Annotated in this window: 15 protein-coding genes; 12 read left to right on the top strand and 3 right to left on the bottom strand. The window is 64.9% G+C overall.

The genetic code is table 11. The features are described 5' to 3' along the window. Positions 1-22: 22 nt before the first annotated feature. From DNK06_RS07980 to DNK06_RS07970, 3 genes are read right to left on the bottom strand one after another with little or no spacing between them, the layout of a single operon-like run. Positions 23-1,354: an OprD family porin gene (locus tag DNK06_RS07980; protein ID WP_131179500.1), complete on the bottom strand. Its 1,332-nt coding sequence runs from the start codon at positions 1,352-1,354 to the stop codon at positions 23-25. 56 nt (positions 1,355-1,410) lie between these two features. Beyond that, positions 1,411-2,952 (bottom strand): MFS transporter, encoded by a 1,542-nt coding sequence (locus DNK06_RS07975; RefSeq protein WP_165493693.1) that lies wholly within the window; start codon positions 2,950-2,952, stop codon positions 1,411-1,413. Between the two features lie 16 nt (positions 2,953-2,968). Next, entirely contained in the window at positions 2,969-4,177 is a 1,209-nt protein-coding gene (locus tag DNK06_RS07970) for an aspartate transaminase (protein ID WP_131179498.1), read from the bottom strand. Between the two features lie 287 nt (positions 4,178-4,464). Here DNK06_RS07970 and nac point away from each other — a divergent pair, with 287 nt between their 5' ends. The 12 genes from nac (at position 4,465) to DNK06_RS07920 (ending at position 12,760) form a co-directional block, all read left to right on the top strand. Beyond that, positions 4,465-5,391 (top strand): nitrogen assimilation transcriptional regulator NAC, encoded by a 927-nt coding sequence (nac, locus tag DNK06_RS07965; RefSeq protein WP_131179497.1) that lies wholly within the window; start codon positions 4,465-4,467, stop codon positions 5,389-5,391. A 96-nt stretch (positions 5,392-5,487) separates the two neighbouring features. Then, positions 5,488-5,919, top strand: coding sequence for an acetyl-CoA carboxylase biotin carboxyl carrier protein (locus DNK06_RS07960; RefSeq protein WP_131179496.1), 432 nt, complete (start codon positions 5,488-5,490; stop codon positions 5,917-5,919). Positions 5,920-5,938: 19 nt separating this feature from the next. Continuing rightward, entirely contained in the window at positions 5,939-6,064 is a 126-nt protein-coding gene (locus DNK06_RS25435) for a hypothetical protein (protein WP_278248843.1), read from the top strand. Beyond that, positions 6,057-6,182 (top strand): hypothetical protein, encoded by a 126-nt coding sequence (locus DNK06_RS25430; RefSeq protein ID WP_278248842.1) that lies wholly within the window; start codon positions 6,057-6,059, stop codon positions 6,180-6,182. The genes DNK06_RS25435 and DNK06_RS25430 overlap by 8 nt, the downstream gene beginning before the upstream one ends. Beyond that, positions 6,175-7,527: an acetyl-CoA carboxylase biotin carboxylase subunit gene (accC, locus tag DNK06_RS07955; protein ID WP_131179495.1), complete on the top strand. Its 1,353-nt coding sequence runs from the start codon at positions 6,175-6,177 to the stop codon at positions 7,525-7,527. The genes DNK06_RS25430 and accC overlap by 8 nt, the downstream gene beginning before the upstream one ends. Then, the gene (pxpB, locus tag DNK06_RS07950; protein WP_131179494.1) at positions 7,524-8,174 is read left to right on the top strand and encodes a 5-oxoprolinase subunit PxpB; all 651 of its coding nucleotides are present in this window, start codon (positions 7,524-7,526) and stop codon (positions 8,172-8,174) included. The genes accC and pxpB overlap by 4 nt, the downstream gene beginning before the upstream one ends. Further along, a complete protein-coding gene (locus DNK06_RS07945) occupies positions 8,171-9,127 on the top strand; it encodes a 5-oxoprolinase subunit C family protein (protein WP_131179493.1) in 957 nt (318 codons plus the stop codon). The genes pxpB and DNK06_RS07945 overlap by 4 nt, the downstream gene beginning before the upstream one ends. Before the next feature lie 11 nt (positions 9,128-9,138). Continuing rightward, positions 9,139-9,555, top strand: coding sequence for an acetyl-CoA carboxylase biotin carboxyl carrier protein (locus DNK06_RS07940; RefSeq protein WP_131179492.1), 417 nt, complete (start codon positions 9,139-9,141; stop codon positions 9,553-9,555). Continuing rightward, a complete protein-coding gene (locus DNK06_RS07935) occupies positions 9,552-10,325 on the top strand; it encodes a LamB/YcsF family protein (RefSeq protein WP_131179491.1) in 774 nt (257 codons plus the stop codon). Before DNK06_RS07940 ends, DNK06_RS07935 begins: the two co-directional genes overlap by 4 nt. Positions 10,326-10,447: 122 nt before the next feature. After that, a complete protein-coding gene (locus DNK06_RS07930) occupies positions 10,448-11,194 on the top strand; it encodes an SDR family oxidoreductase (RefSeq protein ID WP_131179490.1) in 747 nt (248 codons plus the stop codon). A 114-nt stretch (positions 11,195-11,308) separates the two neighbouring features. Continuing rightward, positions 11,309-12,010 (top strand): amino acid ABC transporter permease, encoded by a 702-nt coding sequence (locus tag DNK06_RS07925; RefSeq protein WP_131179489.1) that lies wholly within the window; start codon positions 11,309-11,311, stop codon positions 12,008-12,010. Between the two features lie 6 nt (positions 12,011-12,016). Continuing rightward, positions 12,017-12,760 carry an amino acid ABC transporter permease gene (locus DNK06_RS07920; RefSeq protein WP_131179488.1) on the top strand — a complete coding sequence of 248 codons (744 nt, stop codon included), beginning with the start codon at positions 12,017-12,019 and terminating at the stop codon, positions 12,758-12,760. Positions 12,761-12,762: the final 2 nt, after the last annotated feature.

Here is a 12,762-nt window from a genome sequence, read left to right as displayed (position 1 = left end):
GTAGCAGCTGCCAAGTGGGGGCTTACAGGATATTGATCGGGTAGTTGATCAGGATCCGGTGCTCGTCCGCGTCACGCTGATTGCCCACGGTGGAGCGCAGTTGTGCATGACGAAGCTGGATGTTCAGGTTCTTCGCCGGGCCGGACTGTACGGTATAGGCGAGGGTCACGTTGCGCTCCCACTCCTTCTTGTCACCATCGACCGCCTTGATGTGCGAGCCACTTTCGTACATGCCGACGAAGGTCAGGCCAGGCACGCCGACGTTAGCGAAGTCATAACCGTAGCGCACCTGCCAGGTGCGTTCACCGGCACGCTGGAACTTGCCGATCATCGACTCCGTCATGAAGTAGGCTGAAGAGCCGTCACCCTGGTTCAGCCACACGGCATCGCTGTCTCCGCTGACTACCTGGTAGCCGGCCGCAAAGGTGTGGCCCTGGATCAGATAGGAGAACAGGGCGCTGCTCATGCGGCTGTCGACCTTGCCCTTGGTCACTCCGTTGCCGTAGTAGCCATTGGTGTAGAAGGCCGAGTCATGGCCGTTGGCACCATCGGAGCGGTTGTTGAAGTGGCGCAGGTCGCTACGCAGCGTGCCTTCGCCCAGTTTCAGATCGTACAGCAGGCCGACGAAGTGCTGTTTGTAGAAGTCTTCGAGGTTGCCGTAGTAGTACTGCAGGGTGAGGTTGTCGAGCGCCTTGTAGTCGACCCCGGCGTAATAGAACGTGTTGACGAACTCACCGGTTAGCGGATTGTTCGCGCCGGGAATCGACATGCCCATCTGATCGGTCGAGCCACGGCCCATGACATGCTCGAGCTGGCCGGCGGTGAAGGTGAATCCATCCAGATCCCTGGACTGGATCTGGCCGCCGCGGAAGGTCTGCTGCAGCATGCGATCAGTGGAAACCACCACTGGCAGCTTGGGGATCAGTGTGCCGTAGCGCAGTTCGGTTTCGGCGAAGCGCGCCTTCAGTGTGCCGCCCAGGCTGCCGAACTGATCGACCGCACGACCATCGCTGTCGGTGGGGAATACATTGCCGTTGAAGTTGATGCTGTCGGGGTTGTAGTGGCGGCCTTTGCCCGAGTCGAGGCGGATGCCCCATTGGCCGATGAGATCCACGCCGAAGCCGACCGTGCCCTCGGTGAAGCCTGACTGCACGTTGAGCATGAAGCCCTGGCCCCATTCCTGGGTGTAGCTCGGATCTGCGCTGCCACTGCGGTTGTCCGCATTGCTGAAGAAGTTACGGGCCAGGATGCTGGCCTTGGTGTCCTCCACGAAACCTGCCGCATGGCCCTGTTGCGCGATGAGCAGGCCACAAAGGCCTGTCGCTAGAATGGGGGTGCGATTGAAACGCTCCATCGTGTTCATCCTCTGGTTGTCATTGGGTGTTGTGAGAGGCAGTCAAATGTCGGCAGTCAAGGTTGTTGTTTTTCTGGAGCAACGGGAGGTCGCACGCGCGGTAACACCACCGGCGGCAAACGGTAAAGAATGAGCAGGGCCAGAACACCGAGGGCGGCGCAGAGCAGCAGGCCGACGCCGATCGACTGGGCAAGGGCGCTGCGCGCCAACATCAGCAATGGTGTCTGTGTGTCGCTGGCCGCGTGTTGCAACAGCACTTGAGGATTGGCGAATTGCGCCAGGGCATCCCCTTCACCTGCGGCGATCAGGCTGCGCTGCAAGGTGCTGGCGTAGAGCAGCTTGACCAGCACGGCCATCATCGCTGTGCCGAGCAGGCCGCCGACCAGGCGCAATGACTGAGTCAGGGCGGTGGCGATACCGAGGAACTGGTGTGCGGCGAGGGTCTGGGTGAACACCGTGAGGTTGAGCAGGATGAAACCGAGCCCCAGCCCGGCCAGCAGGATCAGGCCAAGCAACAGGTTGAAACTGGCCGACAGGCCGGCCCAGGCGAGCCCCAGGCACGCCACCAGCAGCGCGCAGAAACCAGCGAGCGGCAACAGGTTGGGATTGGCCAGGCGGGTGACGATGCGACCGTTGATGATCGCCCCGAGGGTGATGCTCAACGCCAGCGGCGTGATCAGCAGGCCGGCGTCCTGCGGCGAGTAGCCATAACTGCCTTGCAGCAGTAGCGGCAGGTAATACAGCAGGGTGAACATGATCGCGCCGGCCAGCATCGACAGCACGAACAGCAGACGCAGGCTCGGTTGTGTGAAGAGTTCTTTCGGTAGCAGGGCGAAGCGGCAGCGCCGTTCCCAGCGCCACAGGGCGAACGCGGCACTGCAGAACAGCGCGCCGAGCAGCGAGCACAGCGCCAGATCGGCCTGTTCCAGGCGCTCGACGAACAGTTGCAGGCTGCCCAGCACCAGCACGATCAGCAGCGCGCCGAACCAGTCGAGGTTCATCGCCCCGGCAGACTGCGGGCGATACCAGGGCAGGAAGCGCCAGGCGAAGAACAGCGCCAGGGCCCCCAGGGGAATGTTCAGCCAGAACACCGAACGCCAGCCGAACGTGCCGGTGAGGTAGCCGCCCAGGCCCGGGCCGATGGCATTGACCACGCTGAACATGGCGCTGAGCAGGATCTGCCAGCGCAGGCGCTGGCGGGTGTCGGGGAACAGTTCGGGCACGCAGGCGAAGGCCGTGCCGATCAGCATACCGCCGCCGATGCCCTGCAGGATGCGACCGATGACCAGTACCCGCATGCTGTCGGTCAGGGCGCAGAGCAGCGAGGCCAGGGTGAAGATCAGGGTGGCGGCGAGGATGAAGGGCTTGCGCCCGTAGTAATCGCCCAGGCGGCCGAAGATCGGGATGGTGACGATGGAGGCGAGCAGGTAGCCGGTGGCGATCCAGGCATAGAGGTCGAAGCCCTGCAGCTCGTTGACGATGCTTGGCAGCGCGTTGCCGATCACGGTCTGGTCGAGCGCCGACAGCATCAGCACCAGGGAGATGCCGAGCATCGCCAGCAGCGCCTGCTTGAAGGTCATCGAAGGCTGGCTCGGCATCGTCACGGCGCGCTCCTCAGCGCAACTCGGCCACGGCCGCCGCGATCCGCGCGCAGCCGGTTTCCAGGGTTTCGATGGCGGTGGCGGTGGACATGCGGAAGAACGGCGCCAGGCCGTAGGCGGTACCGGCGACCACGGCGACGCCCTGGCTTTCCAGCAGGTACAGCACCACGTCGGTGTCCGCTTCCAGCACCTTGCCCTGTGGCGTGCGCTTGCCGAGCAGGGCGGCGCAGTTGACGTAGAGGTAGAAGGCGCCCTCCGGCTCGATGCAGCTCAGGCCGTCGATGGCGTTGATCAGCTCCAGGCAGCGGTCGCGGCGTTGCCGGTAGACCTTGACGCTTTCAGCGACGAAGCTCTGCTCGCCTTGCAGCGCGGCCACGGCGGCGGCCTGGCTGACCGAACAGGCATTGCTGGTGGACTGCGACTGCAGGGTAGCCATGGCACTGATGATGTCGGCCGGGCCGGCGGCGTAGCCGATGCGCCAGCCGGTCATGGCGTAGGTCTTGGAGACGCCGTTGATGATCAGCACGCGCTTGCGCAAGGCCGGCTCGACCGTCAGCAGATGGCTGAGCGGGCGTTCGTCGTAGCGGATGTGCTCGTAGATGTCGTCGGTCATCACCAGCACGTCGGGGTAGTCCAGCAGTACGTCGGCCAGCGCACGGTATTGCTCGGCACTGTAGGTGGCGCCGGTCGGGTTGCTCGGCGAGTTGAGCAGCAACCAGCGGGTGCGCGGGGTGATCGCGGCGCGCAACTGCGCGGCGCTGAGCTTGAACTGGTTTTCTTCCGGGCAGGGTAGCGTTACCGGCCGGCCGTCGCAGGCCAGCACCATATCGGGATAGGAGACCCAGTACGGCGCCGGGATCAGCACCTCGTCATCGACGCCCAGGGTCGCGGCCAGGGCGTTGAAGATCGCCGCCTTGGCGCCGCTGGTCACCACCACCTGGCTGGCCGGGTAGCTCAGGTCGTTCTCGCGCTGCAGCTTGGCGACGATGGCCTCGCGCAAGGCCGCCGTGCCGGCATTGAGGGTGTAGCGCGTCTCGCCGTTTTCGATGGCCTGGCAGGCGGCCTGGCGAATGTGCTCGGGGGTGTCGAAGTCCGGCTCGCCGACCACCAGGTTGATGATGGATTTGCCCGCACGGCGCAGCTCGTTGGCGCGATCTGCGGCAGCGCTGCTGGGGGACGGTTTGATACGGAGCACGCGGGCAGCGATGCGGGATGCGGTCACGGGAATGATCCTCGGTTAGGGCCTTGACGAGGATTACGTTACGGCTCGGCCGCATGGGCGCCATAAGATGAGTTCGTTCTGGTTTGATAGGAAGTGCTTATGGATAGAGCTCGATATGTTGCGCACCAATGTTGTGCGACAGCAAAGGCGTAGGCTCCAGAACAGGGATCGCCAGTCGCCGATGTGTCGTCATATGAAACGCTTATGTATCCAGGCGCAGCTTTCCGTATGCGTTGGCCCGCCTATTGCTCTGCCAGGGAGTATTCATCTGTACAGAGCAGCGCACCGTGAACCTCCGTCGCCTCAAATATTTCGTCAAGATCGTCGACATCGGCAGCCTGACCCAGGCCGCCGATGTATTGCATATCGCCCAGCCTGCGTTGAGCCAGCAACTCAGCACTTTGGAGTCCGAACTGCAGCAACAACTGCTGATCCGCACCAAGCGCGGGGTGACGCCGACCGAGGCCGGCAAGGTGCTGTATGGCCACGCTCAGGTGATCCTGCGCCAGTGCGAGCAGGCGCAGAGCGACGTCAACGCCAGTGGCCTCGCGCTGTCCGGGCCGGTGTCGGTGGGGCTGGCGCCGGGCACCGCGGCGTCGACCCTGTCGTTGCCGTTGCTCAAGCGGGTGCGCGAGAAGCATCCGGGCATCCTGCTGTACCTCAACGAGAATTTCGGCACCACCCTCAGTGAGTTGATCATGAACGGCCGCATGGACATGGCGGTGCTCTATGGTGGGCGCGAAGTGCATGGCCTGAGCTTTATCCAACTGATGCGCGAGCCGCTCTACCTGGTCAGCGCCGAACCGGCATTGCAGGGGCGCGAACGGATTGCCCTGAGCGAAGTGGCGGCGTACGGGCTGTTGTTGCCGCGCACCTACAACGTCATGCGTCGCCTGGTCGACGAGGCCTTTCTGCGTATCGAGATGAGCGCTCAGGTGGTCGCGGAAATCGAGTCGTCCACCACCCTGGCCGCCGCCGTGGCCGATCATTTCGGCTCGACCATCCTCCCGGAGTCGGCCGCCCGGGTGCTGGCGGATGCCCATGACCTGCACCTGAGCCGCGTCGTCGAACCGGATATCGAGGCGCCGCTGGCGCTGTGCCTGTCCGGCCACTTGCCGCTTTCGGTACCGGCGCAGGCGGTCAAGGCGATCCTGCTGGAGCTGGTCGCCGAGATGCGCACGAGCCGCCCGCCAGCAGAGGGCGGGGGGTCATAAGGAGGCCTTATTACCCCACAGCCAAACCGTCTTGGCCGCTCCAGGATGGCCTCGATACATTGCCCTCAGCCAATTTTTCATCGGCAGGGGCCGTAGATGAAACCCGAACGCATAAAAGCATTGATCGAGCTGATGGTCGACTCCGACCTGAGCGAGCTGAGCCTGAGCGAGGAGGGCGCGCAGCTGCGTCTGCTGCGTGAGCACGGCCAGGTTGTGTGCGCCTCAGTCGCTGCGCCGGCAGCGGTTTCCCAGCCTGCCACGCCCGAGTCGCAGGCGGTAAGCGAGAAGGTCAGTGGTTACCAGGCCAAGGCGCCGCTGCATGGCATCGTGCACTTCACCCCGGCGCCGGATCAGCCGCCGTTCATCGAAGTCGGCTCTCAGGTCAGCGCCGGGCAGACCCTGGCGGTGCTCGAGGCGATGAAGATGTTCCACCCGCTCAAGGCGCAGGCCGCTGGCGTGGTCGAGGCGATTCTGGTGGCGGGCGGTAGCGAGGTCGAAGCGGGCCAGGTGCTGGTGCGCATCGCGTAAGCAAGGGCGGAAAATTCTGATGTTCGACAAAGTTCTGATCGCCAACCGTGGTGACCAGCCGCAACGCGGCGCAGCGGCGCAGCCAAAGTGCCCGGCGGGCTCAGCCCGTGTGGGCGACCTCGCCACGGAGAACCCCGATGTTTGACAAGGTATTGATCGCCAACTGTGGTGACCAGCCGCAACGCGGCGCAGCGGCGCAGCCAAAGTGCCCGGCGGGCGTAGCCCGTGTGGGCGATCTCGCCACGGAGAAGCACGATGTTTGACAAGGTATTGATCGCCAACCGTGGCGAGATCGCCCTGCGTATCCAGCGCGCCTGCAAGGGCCTGGGGCTGAAGACCGTTGCGGTCTATTCCGAGGCCGATCGCGATGCTCGTTATGTGCAGCTGGCCGATGACGCGCTGTGCATCGGCCCGGCGGCGCCCGGGCAGAGCTACCTGAATCAGCTGGCCCTGCTGGATGCCGCGCGGGTGAGCGGAGCCCAGGCCATTCATCCCGGCTATGGCTTTCTCTCCGAGAACGCGGCCTTTGCCGAGCGTATCGAGCATGCCGGGATGACCTTTATCGGCCCCAGCGCCGAATGCATTCGCACCATGGGCGACAAGGTCGCGGCCAAGCGCGCCATGCGCCTGGCCGGGGTGCCCTGCGTGCCGGGGCCGGACTCCGCTCTGCCGGCCGAGCCATCGGCGATCTTGGCGATTGCCGAGGAAATCGGCTACCCGGTGATCGTCAAGGCCGCCGGCGGCGGTGGCGGTCGCGGCATGCGTGTGGTGCAGGAGGCCTCGCAGTTGCTCGATGCCATCGCGGTAACGGGCGAGGAAGCACGGCGGGCGTTCGGCAACCCCGAGCTGTATATCGAGAAGTTCCTCGGCAAGCCGCGCCATGTGGAAATCCAGGTGCTCTGCGATGCTTATGGCAATGCGCTGTGGCTGGGTTCGCGGGACTGCTCGATGCAGCGCCGGCACCAGAAGGTGCTGGAGGAAGCGCCCGCCCCCGGTATCGACCCGGCACTGATCGCCCAGGTCGGCGAACGTTGCGCCGAGGCCTGCCGGCAGATCGGCTATCGCGGGGTCGGCACCTTCGAGTTTCTGTTCGAGAACGACGCTTTCTACTTCATCGAGATGAACACACGGCTGCAGGTCGAGCACCCGGTGACGGAAGTGACCACCGGCATCGACATCGTCCAGCAGCAGATTCGCATGGCCTTGGGCGAGCGCTTGAGTCTGACCCAAGCGGACATTCGCACGCTCGGCCATTCGCTGGAATGCCGCATCAACGCGGAAGACCCGCAGACCTTCATGCCCACGCCGGGCCTGGTCAGCGAGTGGCAATTGCCCGGTGGCATTGGCGTGCGCGTCGACTCCCACGTCAGCCAGGGCTATCGGGTGCCGCCGTACTACGACTCGATGATCGCCAAGGTCATCACCCAGGGCGCGACTCGCGACGAAGCGCTGGCGCGCATGCGCCTGGCCCTGAGCGAGATGGCCATCGGCGGCATCGCCAGCAACCTCGCATTGCACCGCGAGATTCTCCAGGATCCGGCGTTCTGCGCCGGCGCGGTGGACATTCACCATCTCGAACGCTGGTTGCAGCAGAGGGCTTCGTCATGACCGCGCATATCAGTCTGCTGGGCACCACGGCCCTGCTGTTCGAAGCGCCCGGTGACCTGCAACTGGTCACCCAGCAACGCATCTGGGCCCTGGCCCGGCTGGCGCAGCAGTGGCCGGCGGTACATGAGGCGGTGCCGGGGATGAATAACCTGATGCTGACCTTCAAGACGCCGCCGCGCGATATCGCTGGGCTGAGCACGCAACTGCTCGAAGGTTGGGAGCAGTGTCAGCCGTTGCCGATCGAGGGACGCATCGTCGAGCTGCCGGTGGTCTACGGCGGCGAAGACGGCCCGCACATGGCCGATGTCATCGCCCATACCGGCCTGGATATCGAGACCATCGCCAACCTGCATTGCGAACCGCTGTACCCGGTCTACGCCCTGGGCAGCCATCCGGGCTACTGCTACCTCGGCGGCATGGATCCGCGCCTGGCCACGCCACGGCGCCAGGTGCCGGTGCTCAGCATCGGCGCCGGCGCGGTGTCCATCGGTGGCGTGCAGACCGGCATCTCCGCGTCGGCCGGCCCCAGCGGCTGGAACACCATCGGCCGTACCTCGATGGTGTTCTTCGACTCCCAACGAAATCCGCCGGCGATCCTGCAGCCGGGCGATCGACTGCGTCTGCGTATCGAGAGGATCATCCGATGATCGAAATCATCAGCGCCACGGCGCTGGCCACCGTGCAGGATCTCGGTCGCCACGGCAGCCTGGGTTACGGCGTCGGCACCTCCGGGGCGATGGACGCGCTGTCCCTGCAGCTCGGCAACCTGCTGCTGGGCAACGACCTCAATGCGGCGGCCATCGAGATTCCGCTGTTCCCCTTCGAGGCACGCTTCGTCGAGGACTGCACCTTCGCCGTCAGCGGCGCCGCCTGCGCCGCGCGCCTCGATGGCCAGCGCCTGCCGCCCAACTGGGTGGCCCACGGGCGCAAGGGCCAGGTGCTGACGCTGACGTATCCGACTTCGGGCAGCCGTGTCTACCTGTGCCTGGCCGGCGGCGTCGACGTTCCCGAGGTGCTGGGTTCGCGCAGTACCCAGTTGCGCGGCGAGTTCGGCGGCTGGCAGGGCCGCGCTCTGGAGCGCGGCGACCGCATTTCCGCAGCGCGTCCCGGTCTCGACCAGCCCGCCGACTTCGGCGTCGAGTCGGTGTTCGCCGCCCTGCCGCTGACGGTGGAAGGCCGCCCGGCGATACGGGTGCTGCCGGCGGCGGAGTTCGAGTGTTTCAGCGCCCAGGCGCGGGATGCGTTCTTCGCCGGCGAGTGGAAGATCACCCCGCAGAGCAACCGCTACGGCTATCGCCTGGAGGGCACGCCGCTGTTGCCGGAGCGGCCGTTGGAAATCCGCTCCCACGGCATCGTGCCGGGCGTGATCCAGGTGCCCCACGGCGGCCAGCCCATCGTGCAGATGCGCGATGCGCAACCCAGCGGTGGCTATCCGAAGTTCGCCACGGTGATCGAGGCGGATATCTGGCGGCTGGGCCAGGCCGCTATCGGCAGCAAGGTGCGCTTCGTCGCCTGCAGTTATGACCAGGCCCTGGATGCGCTCGAGGCCAACCAGGCATTTATCGAACGCACCCGCCAGCAGCTGGCGCTGCGCAGTTGAGGAAACCCCTGATGAAGATTGACGAGATTCGCCAGTTGGCGATCTGGCTTGGCGAGGCCGGGTTGACCGCCATCGAGTTGAAACGGGGCGACGAGAGCGTACTGCTGCGGCGTACGGCGCGAATCAGTCCGAGCGCTTCGCTATCGGCCAGCGTAACGCCTGCGCGCGGCAGAGAACGTCTCGCATGTGCGGTGAAGGCCAGCGGCCCTGGTGTGTTCTTCGCCACCCACCCGGACGAAACGGCGGCCTACGTGCAAGGCGGTGACGTGATCAGCCTGGGTCAACTGGTTGGCGTACTGCGGGTCGGCGCACTGTTTCTGCCGGTGCGCGCCGCGGTGGCAGGGCGCGTGCGGCAGGTATCGGTGGCGGATGGCCAAACCGTTGGCTATGGCCAGACATTGATCGAACTCGAGGAGCTGGCATCGTGAAGATCGACCTGAACGCCGACCTGGGCGAGGGCTTCGGCCCCTGGAAAATGGGTGAGGACGAAGCGCTGATGGCGCTGATTTCCTCGGCCAACGTGGCCTGTGGTTTCCATGCCGGCGACCCGCTGATCATGGATGCCACGGTGCGCCGGGCCAAGGCCCTGGGCATCGACCTCGGCGCCCATGTCGGCTTCCCCGACCTGCAGGGCTTCGGCCGGCGGCGGATGAATATCGAGCTCAAGGAGCTGTGCTGCATGGTGATCTACCAGCTTGGCGCCCTCAGTGGCATCGCCAGGGCAGCCGGTCACCGGGTCAGCCATATGAGCTTCCATGGCGCCCTGGGCAATATGGCCGCGGCCGATGCCGAACTGGCCGGGCCGCTGGTGCGGGCGGTGGCCAGCTTCGACCCGGGCATCATCATCAGCTCGTCGAGCAGCCAGGCCATCGAGCGTGCGGCGGACAAATGCGGCCTGCGCGTGGCCACCACCTTCCTCGCCGACCGTGCCTACGACGACGATTGCCTGCTGGTGCCGCGCGGTACGCCCGGCGCGGTAGTCAGCGATCACGGGCAGGTGATGGCGCGCATCGCCCAACTGCTCGAGGACGGCACGGTGACCACCATCACCGGCAAGCGCGTGGCGGTGAATGCGCGCTCGATCCTGCTGCACGGCGACACGCCGGGCGCCGTCGACTTCGCCCGCAGCATCCGCGCCAGCATCGAGCGCCAGGGCGGGCTGATCACCCCGATTACACAGCTGCTGGCTGGGTCATAAGCGCAGCTTATTGCCACACAATCATTGCGTCTTGGTCGACCCGAACGGCAGTGGTTACAGTCCAGTGAAAGGCAATCGCCCCCTCATGGCCGGCGATCGCAGAGGAATCAGAGGAACACGTCATGCCATTTTCCGACTACCAAACCGCGCTGGTCACCGGCGCTTCCTCCGGGATCGGCGCTGCCGTCGTCGAGCGTCTGTGTGCCGAGGGGCTGCAGGTTCATGCCCTGGCCCGTAGCGCCGACAAGCTGGCCGAGTTGGCCGAGCGCACCGGATGCATCGCTCACGCCATCGACGTCACCGACCTGGCCGGGCTGACCGAGTTGTTCCGTAGCAATGTCTTCGATGTGGTGATCAACAATGCTGGGGTCGACCGTCCCGGCTCGCTGCTCAAGGCCGACGCCGAAGGCATCGACCTGCTGGTCGACGTCAACCTGCGGGCGGTGCTGCAGATCGCTCGCCTGGCCTTGCCGGGCATGGTCGAGCGCGACCGTGGGCACATCGTCAACATCAGCTCCATCGCCGCCGCCTACAACTTCGGCGGCAACGCGACTTATCACGCGACCAAGGCCGCAGTGAGCATGCTCTCCAAACAGCTGCGGGTGGATGCCTTCGGCAAGCGCGTGCGGGTCACCGAGATCTGTCCGGGGCGTGTGGCTACCGACATCTTCGCCCATGTGCACGGCGACTCCGAAGAAGTGCGCAAGCGTTTCCTGGAAGGTTTCGAATTGCCTGAGGCGAAGGACATCGCCGATGCCATCGCCTTCGCCATCGCAGCACCGGTGGCGGTGAACATCGGCCATATGGAAATCACCCCGACCCTGCAGGTTCCCGGTGGGCTTTCCACCGCTCGCCCTGGAGAAATCTGAAGCTGTAGTTCGTCAGGCTCTATCCCTAGAGCGGCCCAAGCCGCCTGCTTCACTCGCGCCAGCCCAGACTGGCGCCTTGCTCCTGCCCCAAGCTGAAGTCACTGGAACCTGACCATGACGACTGATTTCGATCTTTCCGCGATCCTGCAGGGCGAGTACGCCGAGCTGATCCTGAAGGGCATCGGCATGACGCTGCAGCTGGCCTTCTTCGCCTGGTGTCTGGCCATGGCGCTGGCCCTGGTGCTGGTGTCGATTCGCCTGACCGGCAACCGCTATGCCGAAGGCGCGGTGGCAGCCTATGTGTCCTACCACCGCAACGTGCCTACCCTGGTGCAACTGATGCTGTGGTACTTCGGCATCCCGACTCTGCTGTCGGAATCCACGCAGATCTGGCTGGCCAACTACAGCACCGAATTCATCTTCTCGCTGATCGCCCTGGGCCTGTGCCAGGCCGCCTATTTCAGCGAAGACATCCGTGGCGGCCTGCGGGCCATTCCCACGGGGCAGACCGAGGCCGCGCGGGCCATGGGCCTGGGCTATATCCGCTCGATGCGCTATGTGATCCTGCCGCAAGGCATCCGTAACAGCCTGCCATCGCTGATCAACCACACGGTGCTGTTGTTCAAGAACACCAGCCTGGTCATGGCCATTGGCGTGGTGGAGCTGACTTACGCCACGCGGGAAGTGGAGAACTACACCTTCCGTACCTTCGAGGCCTACCTGGTCGCGACCCTGGTGTACCTGGGGTTCTCCCTGGCACTCATGGGGCTCGGCGCCTTGCTGGCTCGTCATTTCAACAAAGCGATGGCGAGGTAAGCGGCGATGTTCGATATCTTCACGATCCTGCGTGATAACTGGACGTTGTTCCTGGTCGGCCAGTACCCCCATGGCGCCCTGGGCGGCCTCGCCACCACGCTGATTCTCGCTGCGCTGGCATTGATTCTGGCTTTTCCGCTGGGGGTGCTGATGGCCCTGGCGCGGGTGTCGCCGTGGCGCTGGCTGCGCTACCCGGCCACGGTCTGGGTCTACGTGATGCGCGGCATTCCGCTGCTGATGGTGATCTTCTGGACCTACTTCCTGGTGCCGCTGATCATCGGTCACAACATCACCGGTTTCACCACCATGCTCTGCACCCTGGTGCTGTACCAGAGCGCCTATCTGTGCGAGATCGTGCGTGGTGGCATCCAGGCGTTGCCGCCGGGGCAGTACGAGGCCTCGCGGGCTCTGGGCCTGGGTTATATGCGCACCACGGCGTGGGTAATCCTGCCGCAGGCGCTGTACAACTCGCTGCCGAGCCTGATCAGCCAGTTCATCTCGATCATCAAGGAGACCTCCCTGGGCTACGTGATCAACGTCCAGGAAGTCACCTTTGCCGCCAACCAGGTCAATAACCAGCTGCTGACCAAGCCGTTCCAGGTGTTCTTCATCCTGGCGATCACCTACTACGTGCTGTGCTACGGCCTGACCCGAGTGGCCAACGCAGTCGAGCGCCGTATCGCCCGCAAGCGTCTGGGCACCTCGGCGGCCGTGGCGAGCAAGAGCCCCGTACTGACTACCGATAATTGAGG

Source organism: Phytopseudomonas daroniae (genome assembly GCF_004327285.1).
Lineage (GTDB): Bacteria > Pseudomonadota > Gammaproteobacteria > Pseudomonadales > Pseudomonadaceae > Aquipseudomonas > Aquipseudomonas daroniae.
This window is presented reverse-complemented; position numbering and strand designations above follow the sequence as displayed.

Excerpts from the sequence above, each read along its gene's own strand:
- DNK06_RS07980 (WP_131179500.1), bottom strand. The coding sequence starts at position 1,354 with ATGGAGCGTTTCAATCGCACCCCCATTCTAGCGACAGGCCTTTGTGGC.
- DNK06_RS07975 (WP_165493693.1), bottom strand. The coding sequence starts at position 2,952 with ATGCCGAGCCAGCCTTCGATGACCTTCAAGCAGGCGCTGCTGGCGATG.
- DNK06_RS07960 (WP_131179496.1), top strand. The coding sequence starts at position 5,488 with ATGAAACCCGAACGCATAAAAGCATTGATCGAGCTGATGGTCGACTCC.
- DNK06_RS25435 (WP_278248843.1), top strand. The coding sequence starts at position 5,939 with ATGTTCGACAAAGTTCTGATCGCCAACCGTGGTGACCAGCCGCAACGC.
- DNK06_RS25430 (WP_278248842.1), top strand. The coding sequence starts at position 6,057 with ATGTTTGACAAGGTATTGATCGCCAACTGTGGTGACCAGCCGCAACGC.
- accC (WP_131179495.1), top strand. The coding sequence starts at position 6,175 with ATGTTTGACAAGGTATTGATCGCCAACCGTGGCGAGATCGCCCTGCGT.
- pxpB (WP_131179494.1), top strand. The coding sequence starts at position 7,524 with ATGACCGCGCATATCAGTCTGCTGGGCACCACGGCCCTGCTGTTCGAA.
- DNK06_RS07945 (WP_131179493.1), top strand. The coding sequence starts at position 8,171 with ATGATCGAAATCATCAGCGCCACGGCGCTGGCCACCGTGCAGGATCTC.
- DNK06_RS07940 (WP_131179492.1), top strand. The coding sequence starts at position 9,139 with ATGAAGATTGACGAGATTCGCCAGTTGGCGATCTGGCTTGGCGAGGCC.
- DNK06_RS07930 (WP_131179490.1), top strand. The coding sequence starts at position 10,448 with ATGCCATTTTCCGACTACCAAACCGCGCTGGTCACCGGCGCTTCCTCC.
- DNK06_RS07925 (WP_131179489.1), top strand. The coding sequence starts at position 11,309 with ATGACGACTGATTTCGATCTTTCCGCGATCCTGCAGGGCGAGTACGCC.
- DNK06_RS07920 (WP_131179488.1), top strand. The coding sequence starts at position 12,017 with ATGTTCGATATCTTCACGATCCTGCGTGATAACTGGACGTTGTTCCTG.